The organism is Acinetobacter sp. MD2(2019), from assembly GCF_035615615.1.
In the GTDB taxonomy this organism is placed as follows: domain Bacteria; phylum Pseudomonadota; class Gammaproteobacteria; order Pseudomonadales; family Moraxellaceae; genus Acinetobacter.
Genome location: NZ_VTDU01000022.1, coordinates 21,093 through 40,662, shown reverse-complemented (window position 1 = coordinate 40,662; position 19,570 = coordinate 21,093). Strand labels below are relative to the sequence as shown.

General features: G+C 41.4%; 17 protein-coding genes. 10 read left to right on the top strand and 7 right to left on the bottom strand.

All coding sequences use genetic code 11. The features are described from left to right. Positions 1 to 308: 308 nt before the first annotated feature. Positions 309 to 1,541 carry a tyrosine--tRNA ligase gene (tyrS, locus tag I2F62_RS10895; RefSeq protein ID WP_324627038.1) on the bottom strand — a complete coding sequence of 411 codons (1,233 nt, stop codon included), beginning with the start codon at positions 1,539 to 1,541 and terminating at the stop codon, positions 309 to 311. Positions 1,542 to 1,602: 61 nt separating this feature from the next. Between tyrS and I2F62_RS10890 the strand changes: the two genes are divergently transcribed. After that, positions 1,603 to 2,733, top strand: coding sequence for an anhydro-N-acetylmuramic acid kinase (locus tag I2F62_RS10890; protein ID WP_324627037.1), 1,131 nt, complete (start codon positions 1,603 to 1,605; stop codon positions 2,731 to 2,733). Between the two features lie 81 nt (positions 2,734 to 2,814). Beyond that, entirely contained in the window at positions 2,815 to 3,474 is a 660-nt protein-coding gene (locus tag I2F62_RS10885) for a hypothetical protein (RefSeq protein ID WP_324627036.1), read from the top strand. A gap of 68 nt (positions 3,475 to 3,542) precedes the next feature. Here the strand turns inward: I2F62_RS10885 and erpA are convergent, their stop codons facing one another. Continuing rightward, entirely contained in the window at positions 3,543 to 3,878 is a 336-nt protein-coding gene (gene erpA / locus I2F62_RS10880) for an iron-sulfur cluster insertion protein ErpA (protein ID WP_324627035.1), read from the bottom strand. A 191-nt stretch (positions 3,879 to 4,069) separates the two neighbouring features. Here erpA and I2F62_RS10875 point away from each other — a divergent pair, with 191 nt between their 5' ends. Together I2F62_RS10875 and I2F62_RS10870 are read left to right on the top strand one after the other, a co-directional pair. Continuing rightward, complete coding sequence (locus I2F62_RS10875) at positions 4,070 to 6,007, top strand: ATP-binding cassette domain-containing protein (protein WP_324627034.1); 1,938 nt, start codon at positions 4,070 to 4,072, stop codon at positions 6,005 to 6,007. Between the two features lie 353 nt (positions 6,008 to 6,360). Continuing rightward, positions 6,361 to 6,903 carry a VTT domain-containing protein gene (locus I2F62_RS10870; RefSeq protein WP_324627033.1) on the top strand — a complete coding sequence of 181 codons (543 nt, stop codon included), beginning with the start codon at positions 6,361 to 6,363 and terminating at the stop codon, positions 6,901 to 6,903. A gap of 41 nt (positions 6,904 to 6,944) precedes the next feature. On the opposite strand, the gene gyrB is transcribed toward I2F62_RS10870, so the two are convergent. The 4 genes from gyrB to dnaA form a co-directional block, all read right to left on the bottom strand. Further along, positions 6,945 to 9,413: a DNA topoisomerase (ATP-hydrolyzing) subunit B gene (gyrB, locus tag I2F62_RS10865; RefSeq protein WP_324627032.1), complete on the bottom strand. Its 2,469-nt coding sequence runs from the start codon at positions 9,411 to 9,413 to the stop codon at positions 6,945 to 6,947. A gap of 9 nt (positions 9,414 to 9,422) precedes the next feature. Then, positions 9,423 to 10,517 (bottom strand): DNA replication/repair protein RecF, encoded by a 1,095-nt coding sequence (gene recF / locus I2F62_RS10860; RefSeq protein ID WP_324627031.1) that lies wholly within the window; start codon positions 10,515 to 10,517, stop codon positions 9,423 to 9,425. 6 nt (positions 10,518 to 10,523) lie between these two features. Next, on the bottom strand, positions 10,524 to 11,672 hold the full coding sequence (dnaN, locus tag I2F62_RS10855; RefSeq protein ID WP_324627030.1) for a DNA polymerase III subunit beta: 1,149 nt from the start codon (positions 11,670 to 11,672) through the stop codon (positions 10,524 to 10,526). A gap of 258 nt (positions 11,673 to 11,930) precedes the next feature. Next, on the bottom strand, positions 11,931 to 13,328 hold the full coding sequence (gene dnaA / locus I2F62_RS10850; RefSeq protein ID WP_324627029.1) for a chromosomal replication initiator protein DnaA: 1,398 nt from the start codon (positions 13,326 to 13,328) through the stop codon (positions 11,931 to 11,933). A 658-nt stretch (positions 13,329 to 13,986) separates the two neighbouring features. Between dnaA and rpmH the strand changes: the two genes are divergently transcribed. From rpmH to mnmE, 5 genes are all read left to right on the top strand, one after another. Continuing rightward, entirely contained in the window at positions 13,987 to 14,121 is a 135-nt protein-coding gene (gene rpmH, locus I2F62_RS10845) for a 50S ribosomal protein L34 (RefSeq protein WP_000831329.1), read from the top strand. Between the two features lie 32 nt (positions 14,122 to 14,153). Further along, positions 14,154 to 14,546 carry a ribonuclease P protein component gene (rnpA, locus tag I2F62_RS10840; RefSeq protein WP_324627028.1) on the top strand — a complete coding sequence of 131 codons (393 nt, stop codon included), beginning with the start codon at positions 14,154 to 14,156 and terminating at the stop codon, positions 14,544 to 14,546. A gap of 9 nt (positions 14,547 to 14,555) precedes the next feature. Next, entirely contained in the window at positions 14,556 to 14,879 is a 324-nt protein-coding gene (yidD, locus tag I2F62_RS10835) for a membrane protein insertion efficiency factor YidD (RefSeq protein ID WP_324627027.1), read from the top strand. Between the two features lie 2 nt (positions 14,880 to 14,881). Continuing rightward, positions 14,882 to 16,636, top strand: coding sequence for a membrane protein insertase YidC (gene yidC, locus I2F62_RS10830; protein ID WP_324627026.1), 1,755 nt, complete (start codon positions 14,882 to 14,884; stop codon positions 16,634 to 16,636). 102 nt (positions 16,637 to 16,738) lie between these two features. Further along, entirely contained in the window at positions 16,739 to 18,094 is a 1,356-nt protein-coding gene (gene mnmE, locus I2F62_RS10825) for a tRNA uridine-5-carboxymethylaminomethyl(34) synthesis GTPase MnmE (RefSeq protein WP_324627025.1), read from the top strand. Positions 18,095 to 18,127: 33 nt separating this feature from the next. Here mnmE and I2F62_RS10820 read toward each other — a convergent pair whose 3' ends face one another. Continuing rightward, positions 18,128 to 18,556, bottom strand: a complete 429-nt coding sequence (locus I2F62_RS10820) for a DoxX family protein (RefSeq protein ID WP_324627024.1) — start codon at positions 18,554 to 18,556, stop codon at positions 18,128 to 18,130. A gap of 307 nt (positions 18,557 to 18,863) precedes the next feature. Between I2F62_RS10820 and I2F62_RS10815 the strand changes: the two genes are divergently transcribed. After that, positions 18,864 to 19,553, top strand: coding sequence for a DsbC family protein (locus I2F62_RS10815; protein ID WP_324627023.1), 690 nt, complete (start codon positions 18,864 to 18,866; stop codon positions 19,551 to 19,553). Positions 19,554 to 19,570 lie beyond the last annotated feature (17 nt).

Sequence of the window (19,570 nt, the reverse complement as noted above, 5' to 3'; positions counted from 1 at the left end):
GGCCATTCTACTCTCTTTCAAAAGAAAGTCAACTAGTAATTTGAAATATTTTTTAACTTATTCGATAAACCCAAAAACCAACACTTCGTGCTAACTAACTGTTTATCAACAAGTTTTATTTCTCATCACCGCCGATGGATGTGCATTCTACAGCATTCCCATCCCAACACAACACTTTTTTTCATTGTTTCTGTTTGAGCGAATGTTTTTTAGGCTTTTTGCTGTTTTTTGTTGGTTTTTTCTGCATTTTTCGCACAAAAAGGCAATCTTTTTATCGATTGCCCTAATTTTTCAAAAAATTTTCCGTATTAATCGGTAAATGTTACTTTTGCGATGGCTTTTTTACCCGATTGAATAATTAAAGTGCCGTTTTCTTTGACTGAGTAGCTTGCATCTACCACATTCCAGTCGACTTTTACCGCACCACGGGCCACGGCGTCTTTTGCACCAGCGGCATTTTTGGCTAAGCCCGCTTCACGCACAATAGAGGCAATAAACATTTCACCACCGAATTGCCCCCGTGAAATGGTGACTTCTGGCGTACCTTCGGGTAATTCACCTTCGGTAATAATGTTACCTGCACCTTTATGGGCATTGGCAGCCGCTTCGGCATCATGGAAACGCTCCACCAATTCAAGCGCTAAAATACGCTTAATTTCTTGTGGATTACGCCCTTCTGCCATTTCTTTTAACAGCACTTGAATTTCTTCAACGGTTTTAAAGCTGAGCAAATCGAAATAACGTTCGATTAAGCTGTCTGGCATCGACAAGATTTTTTGATAAATTGCGCCAGGTGCATCAAATACACCAATATAGTTGCCTAAAGATTTAGACATTTTATTGACGCCATCTAAACCTTCAAGAATTGGCACAGTAATACACACTTGCGCTTCTTGGTTGTAACGTCCTTGTAAGGTACGGCCCATCAACAAGTTGAAGGTTTGGTCTGTACCACCCAATTCAACGTCAGCTTCTAACGCCACCGAGTCATAACCTTGTACCAATGGATACAAAAATTCGTGAATGGCAATTGGTTGTTGGTTGTTATAGCGCTTAGTGAAATCATCACGTTCAAGCATGCGCGCAACCGTTTGCTGTGATGCCAATTGAATTAAGTCTGCCGCAGTTTTTTGCGCAAACCATTCTGAGTTAAACACCACTTTGGTTTTTTGCGGATCTAAAATTTTAAACACTTGTTCTTGATAGGTTTTGGCATTTTCCAATACTTGCTCGCGCGATAACGGCGGACGCGTTGCGCTTTTGCCAGTTGGGTCACCAATCATGGCGGTGTAGTCACCAATTAAGAAATAAACCTCGTGGCCTAAATCTTGAAAGGTTTTGAGTTTGTTAATCAGAACAGTATGGCCTAAATGTAAGTCAGGCGCAGTTGGGTCAAAGCCCGCTTTAATTTTAAGCGGGCGGTTCTGTTTCAGTTTTTTAAGTAAATCTTCTTGAGAGATAATTTCATGCGTGCCACGTTGGATTAGGGCAAGCTGTTCTTCAGCAGGTAAGAAATTTGACATCACAAAATCCAAACACATCAGTTATTCAATTTGTGCGATATACTAACACTTTTTCAGCATATTGCAGGCTTTGTTGCACATGTCAGAGATCTATATTGGGGTAATGACGGGAACAAGTATGGACGGCGTCGATATTGTGGCGGCTTCTTTTCATCCGCTACAGCTCCATGCAACGTTAACGGTTCCGTTCGATCCAGACCTTCAAGACGAATTAATGGCATTAACCTTACCCGGTGATAACGAAATTGATCGGATGGGCAAAGCCGATGTAGCGCTAGCAAAAATGATTGGTCATGGCATTAACCAACTGATTGATGACCACCAATTAGATCGCAACACAATTAAAGCCATTGGGAGTCATGGGCAAACCATTCGCCATCGTCCTGCACAAGGGTTTACCTTACAAATTGGCGATCCGAATTTGATTAGTGAAATAACCCAACTGCCGGTGATTTCTGACTTTAGACGTCGTGACATGGCCGCCGGTGGTCAAGGTGCGCCGCTTGTTCCTGCCTTTCATCAAGCCTTATTTCAGCATCCCACCATTGACCGTGTTATCTTAAATTTAGGGGGAATTGCCAATGTCAGTATTTTGCCCGCCAACACACCAGAAACGGTTTATGGTTTCGATACTGGCCCTGCCAATCTTTTAATGGATGCATGGTGCGAGCGTTATACCGGACACCCTTATGATGAAAATGGTGATTGGGCCGCATACGGTACGCCCATTCGTTCGTTGATGGATCGCTTATATGAGCATGAGTTTTTCTCGAAAGAGCCACCTAAAAGCACCGGACGTGAAGATTTTAATTTAGATTGGCTGGATGATCAGCTGATAGATTGGCGCAATGATGTGACTTATCAAGAATTAGAAGACACGCCAGAAAATATTCAAGCCACCTTAGCCAAACTGACCGTACGCGCCATTCAAAAAGCCATTTATCGTTCTGGTTTAGAAAACGGCGAAGTCTATGTCTGTGGTGGCGGTGCGTATAATTCACATGTATTAGAACAACTGCGTTGGCGTTTGCGTAAACACCATTGGTCGGTGCAATCGACCGATGTGCTTGGTTTAGCGCCAACGTGGGTGGAAGCGACAGCCTTTGCTTGGCTGGCCATGCGCTTTATGCATCAGCAAAGTGGCAATTTGCCTGCGGTTACAGGGGCAACAGGTTTAAGAGTTTTGGGGACAATTACCGCTATTACGTAAAATAAGACTTTTAAAAATCACCATAATTTCATATTTATGGTGATTAAACCGCTATTTTTTCAAGTGGCTAGAGTACTTAGCATGAATCAAAAACTAGATATAACCTATTTGATTAAAGATAAAAAGAACGTTTTATTTATTCTCATCTGTATTTTCGTTGTGCCTTTTTTTATCTTTCCAGACCACGCAAAAACAATTTGGGAAATGAAGTTATATCAATACATCACACATAACTTAGGTATTATTGTTGGAACCAACGGCCCTTTACCCTATTTTAGTGTGTTGACGCGCGTCTATTTAACCCTTGTTTTAGCGTTCATTTTTTTATTCTACATATTTCCAAAATTGCGAAAAATAGGGCTTGGCTTAAACTTCCAAAAAGAATTTTACGAATGCATTCTATCTGAAGAGTCTTTAAATACATCTACAGAATTATCTTGGAAAGAAAGATTTAAACAATCACCTTTTTTTTCAGCTATTGCAATGCTGCTCGTTTCTATAGGCATTATTTTTCTTTTTTTCTCAGAGGAAAATATCAGCTTTCCTGAAGAACAAGATTCACATCACTCTCATCATAGAGGGCTACTTAACCTAATTTATAGTGCATACAACTATAAAATAGGTATTTTTTTATTAGAAATAGTGAATAGCATATTTGTCATTTTAGCGGTTTTTTATGTGTTCTGCTTGTGCTGCTATTTATGGAATTTATGTTTTAGAAACCTTGGAATAGGAAAATGACTGGCAAGTGTAAGCTCAACTGAAAAAAATGCCGAATCATCAATCATTCGGCATTTTTCATTTGATCTTTAAATCGAAAAAGATGAACCACAACCACACGTTGTTGTGGCATTCGGATTAGTCACAATAAAACGCGAACCTTCTAAACCTTCAATATAATCAACCACCGAACCGACTAAATATTGGTAGCTCAGCGCATCGACCAACATTTTCACATCGCCATTTTCAAAAGCGGCATCATCTTCATTGGCACTGTCGGCAAAATTAAAGCCATAAGAAAAACCTGAACAACCACCGCCCGTTACATAAACACGCAACATCAACTCTTGGTTGCCTTCACTGTCACGAAGTTGGCGCACTTTTTTAGCAGCATTATCTGTAATCTCTAAAGCTTGAGCATTCATGATGGGCATTCCTTAAAATCTTCGTTGCCAAACGGCAAAATTCAATCAAAAATTATAACACAATCTTTATGGGGGTAAATCTTGCGCATTTCAAAAGCGAGTAAAAATCTTGACGATTTTTCGGATGAGTTTGGTATTCACCGACAATCCCGATTAAAATGCAGCAACTTTAAAGTATTTAGACTCCCCCTATGATTCAACTTGATCAACTGAGCATCCGTCGCGGCGGTCGTGTTTTATTCCAAAAAGCCTCGATGCAGCTTCATCCAGGTTGGAAAATTGGCTTAACCGGTGTGAACGGCGCAGGTAAATCGACCTTATTTTCTGCGCTTTTGGGTGGTATGGAGTCCGACACCGGCAGTCTGACCCGTCCCAATGTGTGGACGGTGGCACATATGGCGCAAGAAATTGAAGCGCTGGATATGAAGGCAATTGATTTTGTGTTATCGGGGGATGAGGAATATTGGAGTATTCAACAAAAGTTGGATCATCCTGAAGAATTTAACGACCACGATCTAGCCACGCTTTACGGCCGTTTTGATGAAATTAGCGGTTATTCTGCACCTGCCAAAGCTTCACAACTCATGGCCGGGTTGGGTTTCTTTGAACATCAATCGCAACTCGATGTGTCGAGCTTCTCAGGCGGTTGGCGGATGCGTTTGAATTTGGCGCGCACCCTGATGAGCCGTTCCGATTTATTATTACTGGATGAACCGACCAACCATTTAGATTTAGATGCGATTTTATGGCTTGAAGATTGGTTAAAAGCCTACGCGGGCACGTTGGTGCTGATTTCACATGACCGCGATTTCTTAGATGCGATTACCGATCATATTTTGCATATCGAAAACCAAGAATTAACGCTGTATACCGGCAATTATTCAACTTTTGAGCGCACCCGTAGCGAACGCTTGGCACAACAACAACAAGCCTATGAAAAACAGCTGGCCACGCGCGCGCATTTGCAAAAATATATCGACCGATTTAAAGCACAAGCCACCAAAGCCAAACAAGCGCAAAGCCGAATTAAACAGTTGGAGCGCATGCAGGAACTGTCGGCCGCGCATGTGGATACGCCATTTACCTTCTCCTTCCGTGAACCAAGCAAAATGAGTTCGCCATTACTCGAGCTGGAAAGTGCCGATATTGGTTATGGCGATAAACTGATTGTCACCAATGTCAACCTACAAATTACCCCAACCAGCCGTATTGGCTTATTGGGCATGAACGGTGCCGGTAAATCGACGCTGATTAAATCCTTAGTCGGTGATTTAAAATTACTGCAAGGCACACGCAAAGATTCCGAATTACTCAATATTGGTTATTTTGCTCAGCACCAAATGGATGCCTTAGATGGCAATGCCAGCCCAATGTTACAATTGGCACGTATTGCCGACAAAAAAATCAGTGAAGCCAGCTTACGTTCGTTTTTAGGCAGTTTTGGTTTTAGTGGCGAACGTATGGATACGCCAAGCGAAAGCTTTTCAGGTGGTGAACGTGCCCGCCTTGCATTGGCATTAATTGTGTGGAAACGCCCGAATGTGTTAATTCTGGATGAACCAACCAACCATTTAGACCTTGATATGCGCCATGCCTTAACCATGGCACTGCAAGATTTTGAAGGTGCAGTGGTTTTGGTTTCACACGAACGTCAATTAATTGCCAGTGTTTGTGATGAGCTAATTTTAGTGCATGGCGGACGCAGTCGTGAATTTGACGGTGACTTAGCCGCCTATGCCGATTGGTTACGCCAAGCCCGTATAGATATGATGAAAAATGGACAGCAACCTGCTGCACCGGTTAAATCTCAAGTGGTGGCAACACCAACCATTTCAAAACTGGATAAAGAAGCACAGCGTAAAGAAGCTGCGCGTCAACGTGAACTCAGCCGCCCGATTCGCAAAAATATTGAAAAAATTGAAGCGCAAATTGCCAAGCTACAACCTCGCTTGGCCGAAATTGAACTTTTACTTGGCGATAGCGCTTTATACGAGGCCAACCGTAAAGACGATTTACTTAAAATCATGAATGAACAAACTGAGCTTAAAGCCAAACTGGCTCAAGCAGAAGAACAATTGCTTGAGTTAATGATGGAATTAGAGGAACTCGAAGCCTCTTTTGAAGACTAAATCGGCAATGAGTTAACATTTGAAAAGCCATTCAAGATTATCCTTGAGTGGCTTTTTATTTATCGTTTTATTTATCGAGATGACGTTTTTGTGTTCTGATTTAAGCTATGGCTAGCGCAAACAGCGTTCAACTCATATTCGGTAGAAAGCACAGCACATCAATACAACTGAACAAAATCAAATATTTTGATACATTTATCGAAAGAATCGACAGTACATTGAGCAATCAAATGAAGCTCGCTATACTTCGGTACAGATCTCAATGAATCTTGTTGGTACGAAAAGATCAATGATTGTCTTGCAAGACTGCCGCCATGTCAGTCAAATACCCTTGTTAGGATTGTTGCCATCGAATGGATTTTCTTGATTTTTTAATGAGTTTTGAGCAATACCTCCCCATTTTATTACAAGATTATGGGATGTGGATTTATGCGATTTTATTTTTAATTATTTTTGCTGAAACCGCGTTTATTTTTATGTTTTTTCTGCCTGGGGATAGTCTATTACTGGCCGTTGGGGCATTGTGTGCGACTTCCGATATTTTACAAGTCAGTCATATGATTGGACTGCTATTTATTTCTGCCACACTGGGTTATCTGGTGAATTATCATATTGGCAGACGATTTGGCAGTCGTGTATTAATGGTGAAATCTCGTTTCATTAAACAAGAATATTTATATAAAACCCACGACTATTTTGCTCGTCATGGCGGAAAAACCATTTTATTGGCGCGTTTTATTCCTTTTGCACGCTCGTTTGCACCGTTTGCAGCGGGTTCTAGCCATATGAATTACTTATTATTTTTAACCTATAATATTATTGGTGCGTTTATCTGGATTGCGCTTTTGATTGGTGTCGGCTACGGCTTTGGCAATACGTTAAAACTATTTGGTTAAAATAAAAAAGCATCCCGAAGGATGCTTTTTTAATATTTCATTTAAGCGTCAATATCGGCATTTAACGCATTTTCTTCAATAAAGGCACGACGTGGTTCAACATCATCGCCCATTAAGCAAGAGAACATGCGGTCTGCTTCAATCGCATCATCAATGGTGACTTGCAGCATATTACGATTTTCAGGATCCATGGTGGTTTCCCATAACTGCTCGGCGTTCATCTCACCCAAACCTTTATAGCGCTGAATCATCATGCCGCGGCGTGAATCTTGCAAAATGTGTTGCCACACTTGATGGAAGTTCGCAACTTGAATCTTGCGCTCACCTTTTTGCAAATACGCACCGTCTTCCAGCAAAGTAAACCAACTTTTTGAGTTTTTCAGTAAGCGCGCATACTCGGCCGAGTTAAGCAAACCAGAATCGAGTAAATAATGATGCGGCAAATTGTGCACATATATCGTAATACGTGGCCAATAATGTGCCGATTTCTCACCATCTTCAGCTTCGGTTTCAAAACGCTCTAACGAAATTTCAGGGCGCAAGCTTGGCTGTAGTTTCACAATTGCATTTTGTAATTGTTCAGCCCAAGCCTGTACATAAGCTTCATCTTGATTTTGATCAATTTTAAAATGCTCAAGTTCAAGCAAACCATCAAGTAAACTTGCCGGATAACGCTGCGTTAAACGCGTTAAACTTTTTTGCGACACTTGATAATCTTCAATCACTTTGGCTAAAGCGGTGCCTGAAATCGCCGGCGCTTCTGCGCTAATGTGCAAGCCAAGCTCATCAATCGCATTGGAAATTAAATAGGTTTCGAGTGCATCATTATCTTTAATATATTGCTCATTTTTGCCTTTTTTCAGCTTATATAGCGGCGGCTGAGCAATATAGATATAACCGCGTTCCACCAATTCCGGCATTTGACGGAAGAAGAACGTTAACAGCAAAGTACGAATGTGTGAACCATCCACATCGGCATCGGTCATAATAATGATTTTATGATAACGCAGTTTGTCTGGGTTATATTCTTCACGACCAATACCACAACCAAGTGCAGTAATGAGCGTACCGACTTCTTGGCTTGAAATCATTTTGTCAAAACGGGCACGTTCCACGTTTAAGATTTTACCTTTCAATGGCAAAATCGCCTGCATTTTACGGTTACGCCCTTGCTTCGCAGAACCACCTGCCGAGTCACCCTCGACCAAGTAAAGTTCAGATAATGCCGGATCTTTTTCTTGGCAATCGGCCAATTTACCCGGTAAACCTGCAATATCTAGAGCATTTTTACGACGCGTCATTTCACGGGCTTTACGTGCTGCATCACGCGCACGCGCTGCATCAATAATTTTACCTGCAATTGATTTTGCCGCTTGCGGGTTTTCTAGCAAATATGCCGAAAATTCTTTGTTCATCGCCTGTTCAACCGCAGGCTTGACTTCACTTGAAACCAATTTCTCTTTGGTTTGCGATGAGAATTTTGGATCGGGCACTTTAACTGAAATAATCGCGGTTAAACCTTCGCGGGCGTCATCCCCTGTAACCGCTACTTTCTCTTTTTTGAGTAAGCTTTCATTTTCCATGTAACTGTTGAGGCCACGGGTTAAAGCAGCACGGAAACCGGCCAAATGCGTTCCACCATCTTTTTGTGGAATATTGTTGGTAAAGCAACGCACATTTTCTTGATAACTGTCGTTCCACTGCAACGCAACTTCAACACCAATGCCGTTTTCAGCTTGGGTTGTAAAGTGAAAAATCTCGTTGAGGTGGGTTTTGCCTTGGTTAATATATTTTACAAATTCAGACAAACCGCCTTCATAGGCATATAAATGTTCAAAGTTCACTCGCTCATCACGCAGGATAATTTTTACCCCTGCATTCAAAAATGAAAGCTCACGTAAACGGCGCGCTAAAATATCGACATTAAAGATGGTTTGGCTAAAGGTTTCGGCACTTGGCCAAAAGCGAACTTGGGTACCCGTTGTGGTGGTGTCACCGACCACTTTTAATGGATATTGTGGATCACCATGACGATATTCTTGCTCATGAATTTTTCCTGCACGATGAATCGTCAATTGCAATTGGCTCGATAGTGCATTCACCACCGACACACCCACGCCATGCAAACCGCCCGACACTTTATAGCTGTTATCGTCAAATTTACCGCCGGCATGCAGAATGGTTAAAATCACTTCAGCCGCAGAAACACCTTCTTCAGGGTGAATATCGGTAGGGATACCACGACCATTATCTGAAATACTCACCGACTCATCCTCATGGATGGTCACGGTAATTTCATCACAATGCCCGGCTAAAGCTTCATCGATGGCGTTATCGACCACCTCAAAAACCATGTGGTGTAAGCCTGAACCATCATCGGTATCACCAATATACATCCCAGGACGTTTACGAACAGCATCCAGACCTCTTAATACCTTAATACTCGAGGAATCATAAGCCTTTTCATTGGTTTGTTCTGTTTGAGAAGCAGGTTGAGACTCTGAACTCATGGTGACTCCCTAGTTGTAAATGGTGGGTTCAACAGCGTGAATTTGACCCTTGTCCACATTAAATAATTGATAAGAAATAGACAGATCATTTAAATGTTGTTGCACTGCAACATGATCTAAAGTCGTTAAAAATACTTGGCTGCCAAGTTGGCTTAAACGTTCAATTAAACGCCGCTGCGCGGTCGAATCTAGTTCCGCCGTCAAATCATCTAATAATACCACAGTTTCCTTGTTGCTCGCATGTAGCATTGCAATCTGTGACAGTTTTAACGCCATAACCAAGAGTTTTTTTTGCCCTCGAGATAACACCACATCGGCATCACCTAAGGCGGTTTTAAAGCGCAAATCGGCACGATGCGGCCCGTATTCGGTATAACGCCGCTCCACATCTTTGCTATGGGCGTGTTGCAACTCATTCGCCAAGCCCAATTCGGGATGAAAGCCTGCTCGGTAGTCAATTTGAACTGCAATCTCTGGCAGTAACATCTGCAAATCGTGCAAGAAAAATGTTTGCCATTGTTGTAGCACACTGAGTCGTTGAGAATGCAGCAATTCGCCATATTCAGCCAACATTTGGTTCCACGGCTCTAAATCTGCCAAGGTCGGTTGGCGTTTGGTTTTTAGCAAGGTATTTCGTTGTTTCAAAGCACGTGCGTAATATTGCCATGCATGATAAAAATCCGGTTCCACGTGGAACATGAGCCAGTCGAGTAATTGTCGTCTTGGCTTGGCACCGTTATCAATTAAATCGGTACTTTGTGGATCAATCAGTTGCAATGGCAATAAACGCGCCAGTTGTCCTTGCGTGGCAATACTGTCACCATTAACCTTAATTAATTGTTCGCCTGTGGCAAACTTTTGAATGCCCATTTTCTCTTGATGAGCTTGTGCGAAAATTAACGCATCCGCTTGCTGTGTCTGAATATAATTTTTAGGAATATGGGTCCGAAAAGAACGCCCTGTCGCCAAAATATGAATTGCCTCTAAAAGCGAAGTTTTGCCTGAACCATTTTGACCATAAAAAACATTAAACGGCTGCAATTGATGCAATGCAGCCGTTTGAATATTGCGTACACGTTCGATATGTAAACGTGAAATAGACAATGCGAATTAAACCCGCATCGGCATGACCACGTAGGTCTGATCAGGATAAGCTGGGTCTTGTACCAAAACTGATTGGTTGGCTTCGCTCATCACCATACTCACATCATCGCCATCTAAAGCACCCAACACATCGAGCAAATACTGCGCATTAAATGACATTTCAAGCCCTTCCCCTTGATATTGAATCGCAATATCTTCAATTGCTTCATCTTGCTCAGGGTTATTGGCGCGCAATTGCAACGTATCGGTATAGAAATTTAAGAATACGCCACGTAATTTTTCATTACTTAAAATGGCCACACGCTGTAACGATTGCTTGAATAAATCGTGTGCAATCATCACATTTTTGTCGCCACCCCGTGGAATCACACGGCGATAATCTGGAAATTTCCCATCGATTAATTTTGTAGTAAAGCGAACGGTTACCGCGCCCTGCTCTTTGTCTCGATTAGGCATTAAAATGGTCACATTTAATAATTCACGACCAATCAAAACACTCAAAGGCTGATCTTCAATACTTAATAAACGCTGCAATTCACCAACTGCTTTACGTGGCACAATGGCTTGTAACACCTGTGTTGCCGTAGACGTTGCTGCCGTTTCACATAAAGCCAAACGATGGCCATCGGTGGTGACTGCGCGCAATTGATTTTGATCAATTTCAAGCAATGTGCCTGTTAAGTAAAAGCGCACATCTTGCACCGCCATCGCAAACGATGTTTTTTCAAATAAGCGTTTTAATTCACGCTGTGTCACTTGAACTTGCGTACCTTGGGTGTTTTCAGTGGTTAATAACGGATAATCTTCTGCCGCCAATGTACCCAAAACAAAACGACTATTGCCTGACTTTAAAATACAGCGCTGATCTTCGGTAATTTGTAAATCGATCAATGCTGCCGATGGCAAAGATTTACAAATATCCATGAGTTTGCGTGCAGGGACCGTGGTTTCACCTGCTTGTAAACACGCCCCTTCTGAAAAAGGCATGCTGGCCACCAATTCAACTTCTAAATCAGAGCCAGTAATGGTTAAGGCTTGCGTAGAAGCTTGAATTTTAACATTAGATAAAATATTTAAGGTATGTCGACGTTCTACCACACCCACAACATGAGAGAGGACATTTAACAAACTCTCTTTCGCGATTTTTAAACGCACGTGCTAACCCTTAAACTTAAATAAAAACTTGAACTATTCTAACCTAATTTAGTCAGAATATACCTGTAAATTATGATCAAAAAATCAGCAAAAACATTTCAGCTTAATTCAACAAAAGTAATGCAGTGATTTTTTTTTGGGACTGCCTCTAGCACAGCGCTGTAATTTAAAAAATCTAAATGCATCATTGATGCTAAGATTGAATTAAAATGCCAGCAGCTAGAATAATGTAAAATTTAAACCATTAAAAACAATAATTTAACTTTGAAGCAAACGCATTAAATTTTTATAATCCTCATTAAATACAGGATCTTCTTCTCTTAAGCTTTGTACTTTTTCACAGGCATGCATCACAGTACTATGGTCGCGTCCACCAAAACCCATCCCAATTTCTGGAAAGCTATCTCCAGTTAATTCACGTGCTAAACCCATCGCCAATTGACGTGGACGTGCATAAATTCGAGTACGTTTCGGTCCAACCAATTCTTTTAACGGAATACGGAAATATTCACTCACCACGCGCTGAATATTTTCAGTGCTGATGGTACGCGCACGAATCGCCAAGACATCTTTCAGTGATTCACGAACCACTTCCAAATCAATCGCCGCGCCTTTAAAACGCGAAATAGCCACCACTTTGTTTAAAGCGCCTTCTAATTCACGTACGTTAGCCACCACTTGCTGGGCAATGAACAAAGCACAATTTCGTGGTAAATCAATGCCACTACTTTCAGCTTTTTTCAATAAAATTTCGATTCGTGTTTCAATATCTGGCGGTTCAACACCAACCGACAATCCCCAAGAAAAACGCGACACCAAACGTGGGTCAAGTTCAGTTAATTCTTTGGGATAACGATCGGACGTTAAAATAATCTGTTTAGATTCATCAAGTAATGCATTAAAGGTATAGAAAAATTCAACCAAACTGGCTTCTTTACCTGCCAATAAATGAATATCATCAACCAACAACAAATCTAAAGAACGGCAATTTTTCTTAAACTCTTCAACTTTGCCTTTTTGCAAGGAACTGACAAAATCTTGCACAAAACTTTCTGCCGTCATATACATCACGCGTGCATTCGGCTTGGCTTGTAATAATGCATTGCCGACAGCTTGCATTAGATGGGTTTTACCCAAACCTGTTGGGCCATACAAAAATAACGGATTATGCTGTGAAGCCCCTAATTGAGTCAGCACTTTGCGGCAGGTTTCAGCCGCCATTTGGTTAGAACGGCCTTCAACAAATAATGAAAAAGTAAATAACGGGTTCAGTTGGCGTTTTTTATTGGTTTTGGGCGTAGAACTGGTCGATGAATCCAATTCACGTTTAGCGCTCACCGCGTGAGAACGTGTTGGTACTTCAGTTTGCAAAGCTGCGGTGGTGGTTGCCGGCTGTTCACTGGCTTTTAAAATTGCACCCGGCCGAGAATCGACTAAAACCTCAACTTGACGCACACTGCCTTCCGACAATTGCTCAGCTAAAATTGTAATCAATTCTAAATGATGTTCTTGAATATAACGCGTCCAATATGGATTCGGCGCATATAAACGTAATGTCCCTTCTTGTTCTTCAGCAACCAGTGGTCGAATCCACATCGCAAAGACATTATCAGAGAGCTCTTGTCGCAAGCGATTTAAGCAGTCTGTCCAAAGCATGTGAACCCCCAGTCCAATTTATATGCATTTAAATTCAAAAACACCCTTCATCTGCGAAGGGGTCGCCATTCTAACCATGTTATCCACATCTGTCACAAGAAAATAAATTCATCTGAACAAAAAACATCTCTTCAGATTAAATTTAAATTCAAAAACTGGTGTGGATAAGGTTTTACACATCCTGTGGATAAAATAACACATCAAGTTATCCACAATCTATAAAAAATATAAAAACATAGATATTCACAGGCTATCTATTTCATTTTTAAATTTAAATCGTTAAATTCCACAGAAAAAGCCGCTCCTAATAATAATAAACTTAAATTTATAAATTTGAATTTATTTATAAGCTTGAATTATTTTGTGGATATCTTTTGTGAAATGAATTTAAATTCAAATTTAAAAATCTGCAACGGGTTTTTAATCAACCTGTGTGTAAAATTGAAGATAAGTTGTTTATAAGTTTAAGTCTATATGAAAATCAGTAGTTTGTCTTGTGAGTATTTCTTTTTTATTGTGCTAAAACAAAAATGAAGATCAATGCAAAGATCAGCCAAACTATAAGAAATAGTGCAAAAAATAGGTTTTTTATTGACAATAAAAGCAATCCACCCTAAAATCGCGAGCCTTTATATAGATCAATTTTAGGAGTTTCTATATGAAACGTACTTTCCAACCTTCTGAATTAAAACGTAAACGCGTTCATGGTTTCCGTGCTCGTATGGCAACTAAAGCTGGCCGTCAAGTATTAGCTCGTCGCCGTGCTAAAGGTCGTCATAGCTTAACTGTATAATATATAGTTAAGTCTTTAGCGATTTGGGTGTTATGACACTTTATAACTTCGGCACACAGGTTCGAATACGTTGTGCTGCAGATTACAAAGGTGTGTTCGATGGTGCGCTTTTAAAAGTGCATCAACCCCACTTTCTTTTTCTCGCAAAACCTTCTATTCAGCCGAACAGCCGTTTAGGGATAGTTGTTGCGAAGAAAAAGGTTCGTCGTGCACATGAAAGAAATCGAATAAAACGCATTGCTCGAGAGAGTTTTCGCTTGCATCAGCATCGCATTGGCGTATTAGATATTGTAGTGATGCCTAAAATAGGGATTGAACAGATTTCTAATGCTGAATTGCATCAGCAATTAAAGTTTGCTTGGCAAAAATTGTATCGCCTAGCAAATAAATCTCAAAACAATACGATAATTACCTCACAAAAGTAGAGCTGACCAATGGTTCGTATACTACATTGGTTGATACGACTTTATCAGATTGCGATTAGTCCATTACTTGGACCACGTTGTCGCTACATTCCCACTTGTTCACAATATGCTTTGGAAGCACTTCAAAGGCATGGCGCTGTGCATGGCGTGTGGTTGTCTACACAACGTATTTGTCGTTGTCATCCGTGGGGTGGATCGGGGTATGATCCTGTACCTGTCAAAGCAATTCGTTTTATTTCATTTCAGCCAATCGATTCTCAAACGTTTCACTTTGCAGTACCTTTTCGTGAACGTTTATTGAACCAAAACTGCTCTAACTACTTGGGGTCATAGCTATGCAACAATGGGCCAGATTTGCAATTCTCGGTGCCATGTTGGTTACCGCGTATTTGCTAATTTTAGCTTGGCAAAAAGATTATGGTCATGCCAATAATCCTGCTCCACAACAGGCGAATACCGCAGTGGTATCGCAAGATGTGTCTGCTGATTTGCCAAATAGCCAAAATAATCAAGCATCTACCGATCTGCCACAGGCTAATACTGCGACAGCGCAATCAAACAATGCACCTGCAGCGAATAATCAGCAGCTGATTACAGTTCAAACTGATTTATATCGTCTTTGGATTAATCCAAAAGGTGGTGATGTTGTTCGTCTTGAATTATTAAGTCACGATGAAACTAAAGGCAGTGATCAGCCTTTTGTGATGTTAGAAAGCGACGCGAAAAGAACATATGTTGCTCAATCTGGTTTAATTGGTACCAATGGACCAGACAGTAGTACGGGCAGTCGCCCAACCTATGAGGTTGAAAAAACCAATTATTCTTTAGCAGATGCCAAAGCGAGCACGGTAGATGGTCAAACTGCGAACGTTTTAAGTGTGCCAATGGTTTATAAAACGGCAAACGGCGTAGAAATCATCAAAACGTATACCTTCAAGCAAGGCCAGTATCCAATTGGTGTTGATTACAAGGTCGTGAACCGCAGTGGTCAAAATTGGCAAGGTCAATTCTTTGGTCAGTTAAAGCGTGATAGTTCGGTCGATCCTGGTAAATCAAGTCAAGGTATTTTCCAACTTGGAACTTACTTAGGCGGCGCTTGGGGCACTCCAGATGAGCATTATAACAAGTTAAAATTCACCAATTTTAATGATGAAAAGTTAAATGTTCAGGCCAAAGGTGGTTGGATTGCAGTGGTTCAGCATTATTTTGTTAGTGCGTGGATTCCTGGAACGTTAAAACTTACCCAAGCCAATGGTCAGCCATACACCGCCACTTTACAATCGCGTAAAGTCGGTGAAGACATGAATGTAATTGGATTTACTTCACCTGCAATTAATGTTCCTGCTGGAACAGCAATGGAAGTGAATGCAACCTTATATTCTGGACCAAAAGTTCAATCTGAATTGAAAGATTTAGCAACGGGCTTAAACCAAACCGTCGATTATGGTTGGCTGTGGCCAATTGCAAAATTACTGTTCTTGGGTCTTGAAACTTTCCATAAGTTTTTAGGCAACTGGGGATGGTCAATCATCTTGCTTACCATTGTTGTGAAGTTAATTTTATGGCCATTATCGGCTAAAAGTTACCGTTCAATGGCAAAAATGCGTGTGATTGCCCCTGAAATGCAACGCATGAAAGAAGAGTTCGGTGAAGACCGTATGCGCTTCTCTCAAGAAATGATGGCCTTGTATAAGCGTGAAGGCGTGAATCCATTATCGGGTTGTTTGCCATTGTTCATGCAAATGCCAATTTTCCTTGCCCTATATTGGGTGTTAATGGAAAGCGTTGAGCTTCGCCATGCGCCTTGGCTCGGTTGGATTCAAGATTTATCTGCAATGGATCCATGGTTTATTTTACCATTGTTGATGGGTGCAACCATGTACATTCAACAAATGTTAAACCCACAACCTGCCGACCCAATGCAAGCGAAAGTTTTCCGCTTAATGCCGATTATTTTCACGGTATTTATGCTGTTCTTCCCTGCGGGTCTGGTGTTGTACTGGATTGTGAACAACAGCTTGACGATTTTACAGCAATCGATCATTGGTCGTAGCGTAAAAAAACAACGTGAAGCTGCAGGTAAAGCTTAAAGTCTCGCGCTTGGCGTCAGGCATAAGCTGAATAAATCCGCTTAAGATGGTAATCTTAGGCGGATTTTTCTTTTTTCAAATTTTGATTGTTAGGTGAACCTCATGCAAAACCAAACCACCATTGCTGCCATTGCAACGCCGCCAGGACGTGGTGGTGTGGGTGTGATTCGTCTGTCTGGACCCAAAGCTTACCCCATTGCCGAAAGCTTAACTCAAAAGCAATTGCCGCAAGCGCGCTTTGCAGGGTTTCGAAAGTTTTATGCGGCAGATAACGACGTTTTAGATGAAGGTTTAATTCTGTGTTTCCCAAATCCACATTCGTTTACTGGGGAAGATGTGGTGGAGATTCAGGGGCATGGCGGCCCAGTCATTCAAAATGCGCTTTTGGCCCGTTTGCTGGCTTTAGGTGCGACTGCGGCCAAAGCAGGTGAATTTTCAATGCGTGCGTTTGAAAATGGCAAGCTCGATTTAGTCCAAGCCGAAGCCATTGCCGATTTAATTGATGCAAGCTCACAAGCCGCCGCACGTTCTGCGGTGCGCTCTTTACAAGGTGCATTTTCGAGCAAAGTGAATGCGGTTTTAGAAAAACTGATTCATTTACGCTTGCATGTGGAAGCGGCGATAGATTTTCCTGAAGAAGAAATTGATTTTTTGGCCGATGGTAAAATTTTAGCCCTACTTGAAGATGTGCAGCAGTCTGTTACGGGCGTGCAACAATCTGCCCGACAAGGTCAATTATTGCGTGAAGGTTTGCAAGTGGTTATTGCGGGTAAACCCAATGCAGGCAAATCGAGTCTGCTGAATGCCCTTGCCGGGGTTGAACGTGCCATTGTGACCGATATTGCCGGAACAACACGCGATGTATTGCATGAAAAACTGACTTTGAATGGTTTACCCATCACCTTAACCGATACTGCAGGACTACGAGAAACAGGCGATCTGGTTGAAAAAGAAGGTATTCGCCGTGCCATTAAAGAAATTGAACAAGCCGATTTATTGCTTTTGGTGTATGACTTAAGCCAAGGTGAAGATCCGTTGGCATTGGCACAAACCTATTTTGCCGATTATGTCGACCCACAACGGTTAATTTTAATTGCTAACAAGAGTGATTTAACCACACAGCATCCCAATTTGGGTGAGTTAAACGGTTTGCGGCATGTGGTGGTTTCGGCCAAGCAAGAAATGGGTGTTCAAACGCTCATAGATGCGATTACAGCGCATGCAGGCTTCCAGCCAGAGGAAGACACCTTTATTGCACGTACGCGCCATTTAGACGCAATGCAGCGCACACAGCAGTATCTGGCCGAAGCGCATGTGCAGTTGGTCGAGTTTCAAGCGGGCGAGCTAATGGCTGAATCGCTTCGACTTGCTCAGAATGCACTGGGTGAAATTACTGGTGATTTTAGTGCAGATGATTTGCTTGGGAAAATTTTTGGATCGTTTTGTATTGGAAAATGATGAAAAGCTGCCAGTTGGCAGCTTTTTTTAAGCTTATTTTTTATCTAAAGAAATTGCACCTGGGCCAGCTACCGCCAATAATAAAAATCCCCCTGCAATGCTGATATTTTTAAAGAAATGAATTTTGGTATTCATATCTTGTGTCATATCGCCAGTTGCATGCCAGTAGGCATGTCCAATGAGTGCAGTACCAATGGTATACAGCGCTAAAAAAGCCGCAGCCGGGCGCGTATAAAACCCAACAATAATGGCAATGCCTAAAAACACTTCTGCAAATACGGCAATCGCGGCAGAAACGATTGGTAGCGGTGCATGTAGCATTTGCATATATTGAATGGTATCTGTAAATCCGGTCAGTTTACTCACACCAAACAAGACAAACAGCAGAATTAACAAAAGACGAGCAATCAGTAAAACCAGCGGTTGAGCGGAGCCAAAATTGAGGTAGCGTAGTGCATTCATGGGATATTCCTAATCTTTGTATAATATAACGCCAGTATAATTGGTGCAAAAATATCTACAATTACTCTAAATAAGACTTATTGTTGCAAAAATGATGATAATAAAATCTGAAGGAAATCCCACTGCTGCCGCAAAGCATACTCATTCATTAAAAAAAGAGTGATGACAATATTTTGAGCCACGATAGCTATTCATCGTTTCATGTTCCACGTGAAACAGCATGACAAAAAATTACCGATCACACATAGGTTGAACCCTAAAGCTTCAGTTAATATTTGCAGTCTGTTGCTTGAGCCTTGTTGAATGTATGAAAAAAATAGCAGCTTTATTCGGTGCGGGTTTCATTACCTCATCTGTTTTTGCAAATGTGGCGCAATTAGATGCGCAGTTGAAGAGTCAATATCCAAATCTTCATTTTAAAAATATTGCAGCCACCGAAATGGCCGGTTTGTATAGTGCCAAGTTAGATCAACAAATTGTGTATTTAGATGAGTCGGGTAAGCATATTTTTGTGGGGCAAATGCTACGGCTGAAAGATCAGAAAAATTTAACCCAAGATTTAATCAAAACCGAACCGAGCACAAAAATTGATTGGCATACGCTGCCCTTTCAAGATGCAATCAAGATTGTTAAAGGCAATGGACAACATCAATTGGCGATTTTTGAAGATCCGAATTGCCCTTATTGTAAGCAGCTCGAACCACAGTTAGACAAACTCGAGAATGTCACGCTGTATATTTTCTTGTATCCGCTTCGCCCGCAGTCGTTGCTGCCATCTAAGCAGGTTTGGTGTAGTGTGAATCGGGGGTATGCGTGGAAAAATTTAATACAAAGAAACCTGCAGCCGAATGCTAGCCAGTATTGTGATCACCCCATTGATCGGAATTTGTTGCTCGGAAAAAAACTGAATTTGGTTGGAACACCGACATTAATTTTTCCGAACGGAACAATGAAAACCGGTTTAATATCGGCAGAAGAGATTCAGGCAAATTGGTAAGGCAGCATGTGTAACAT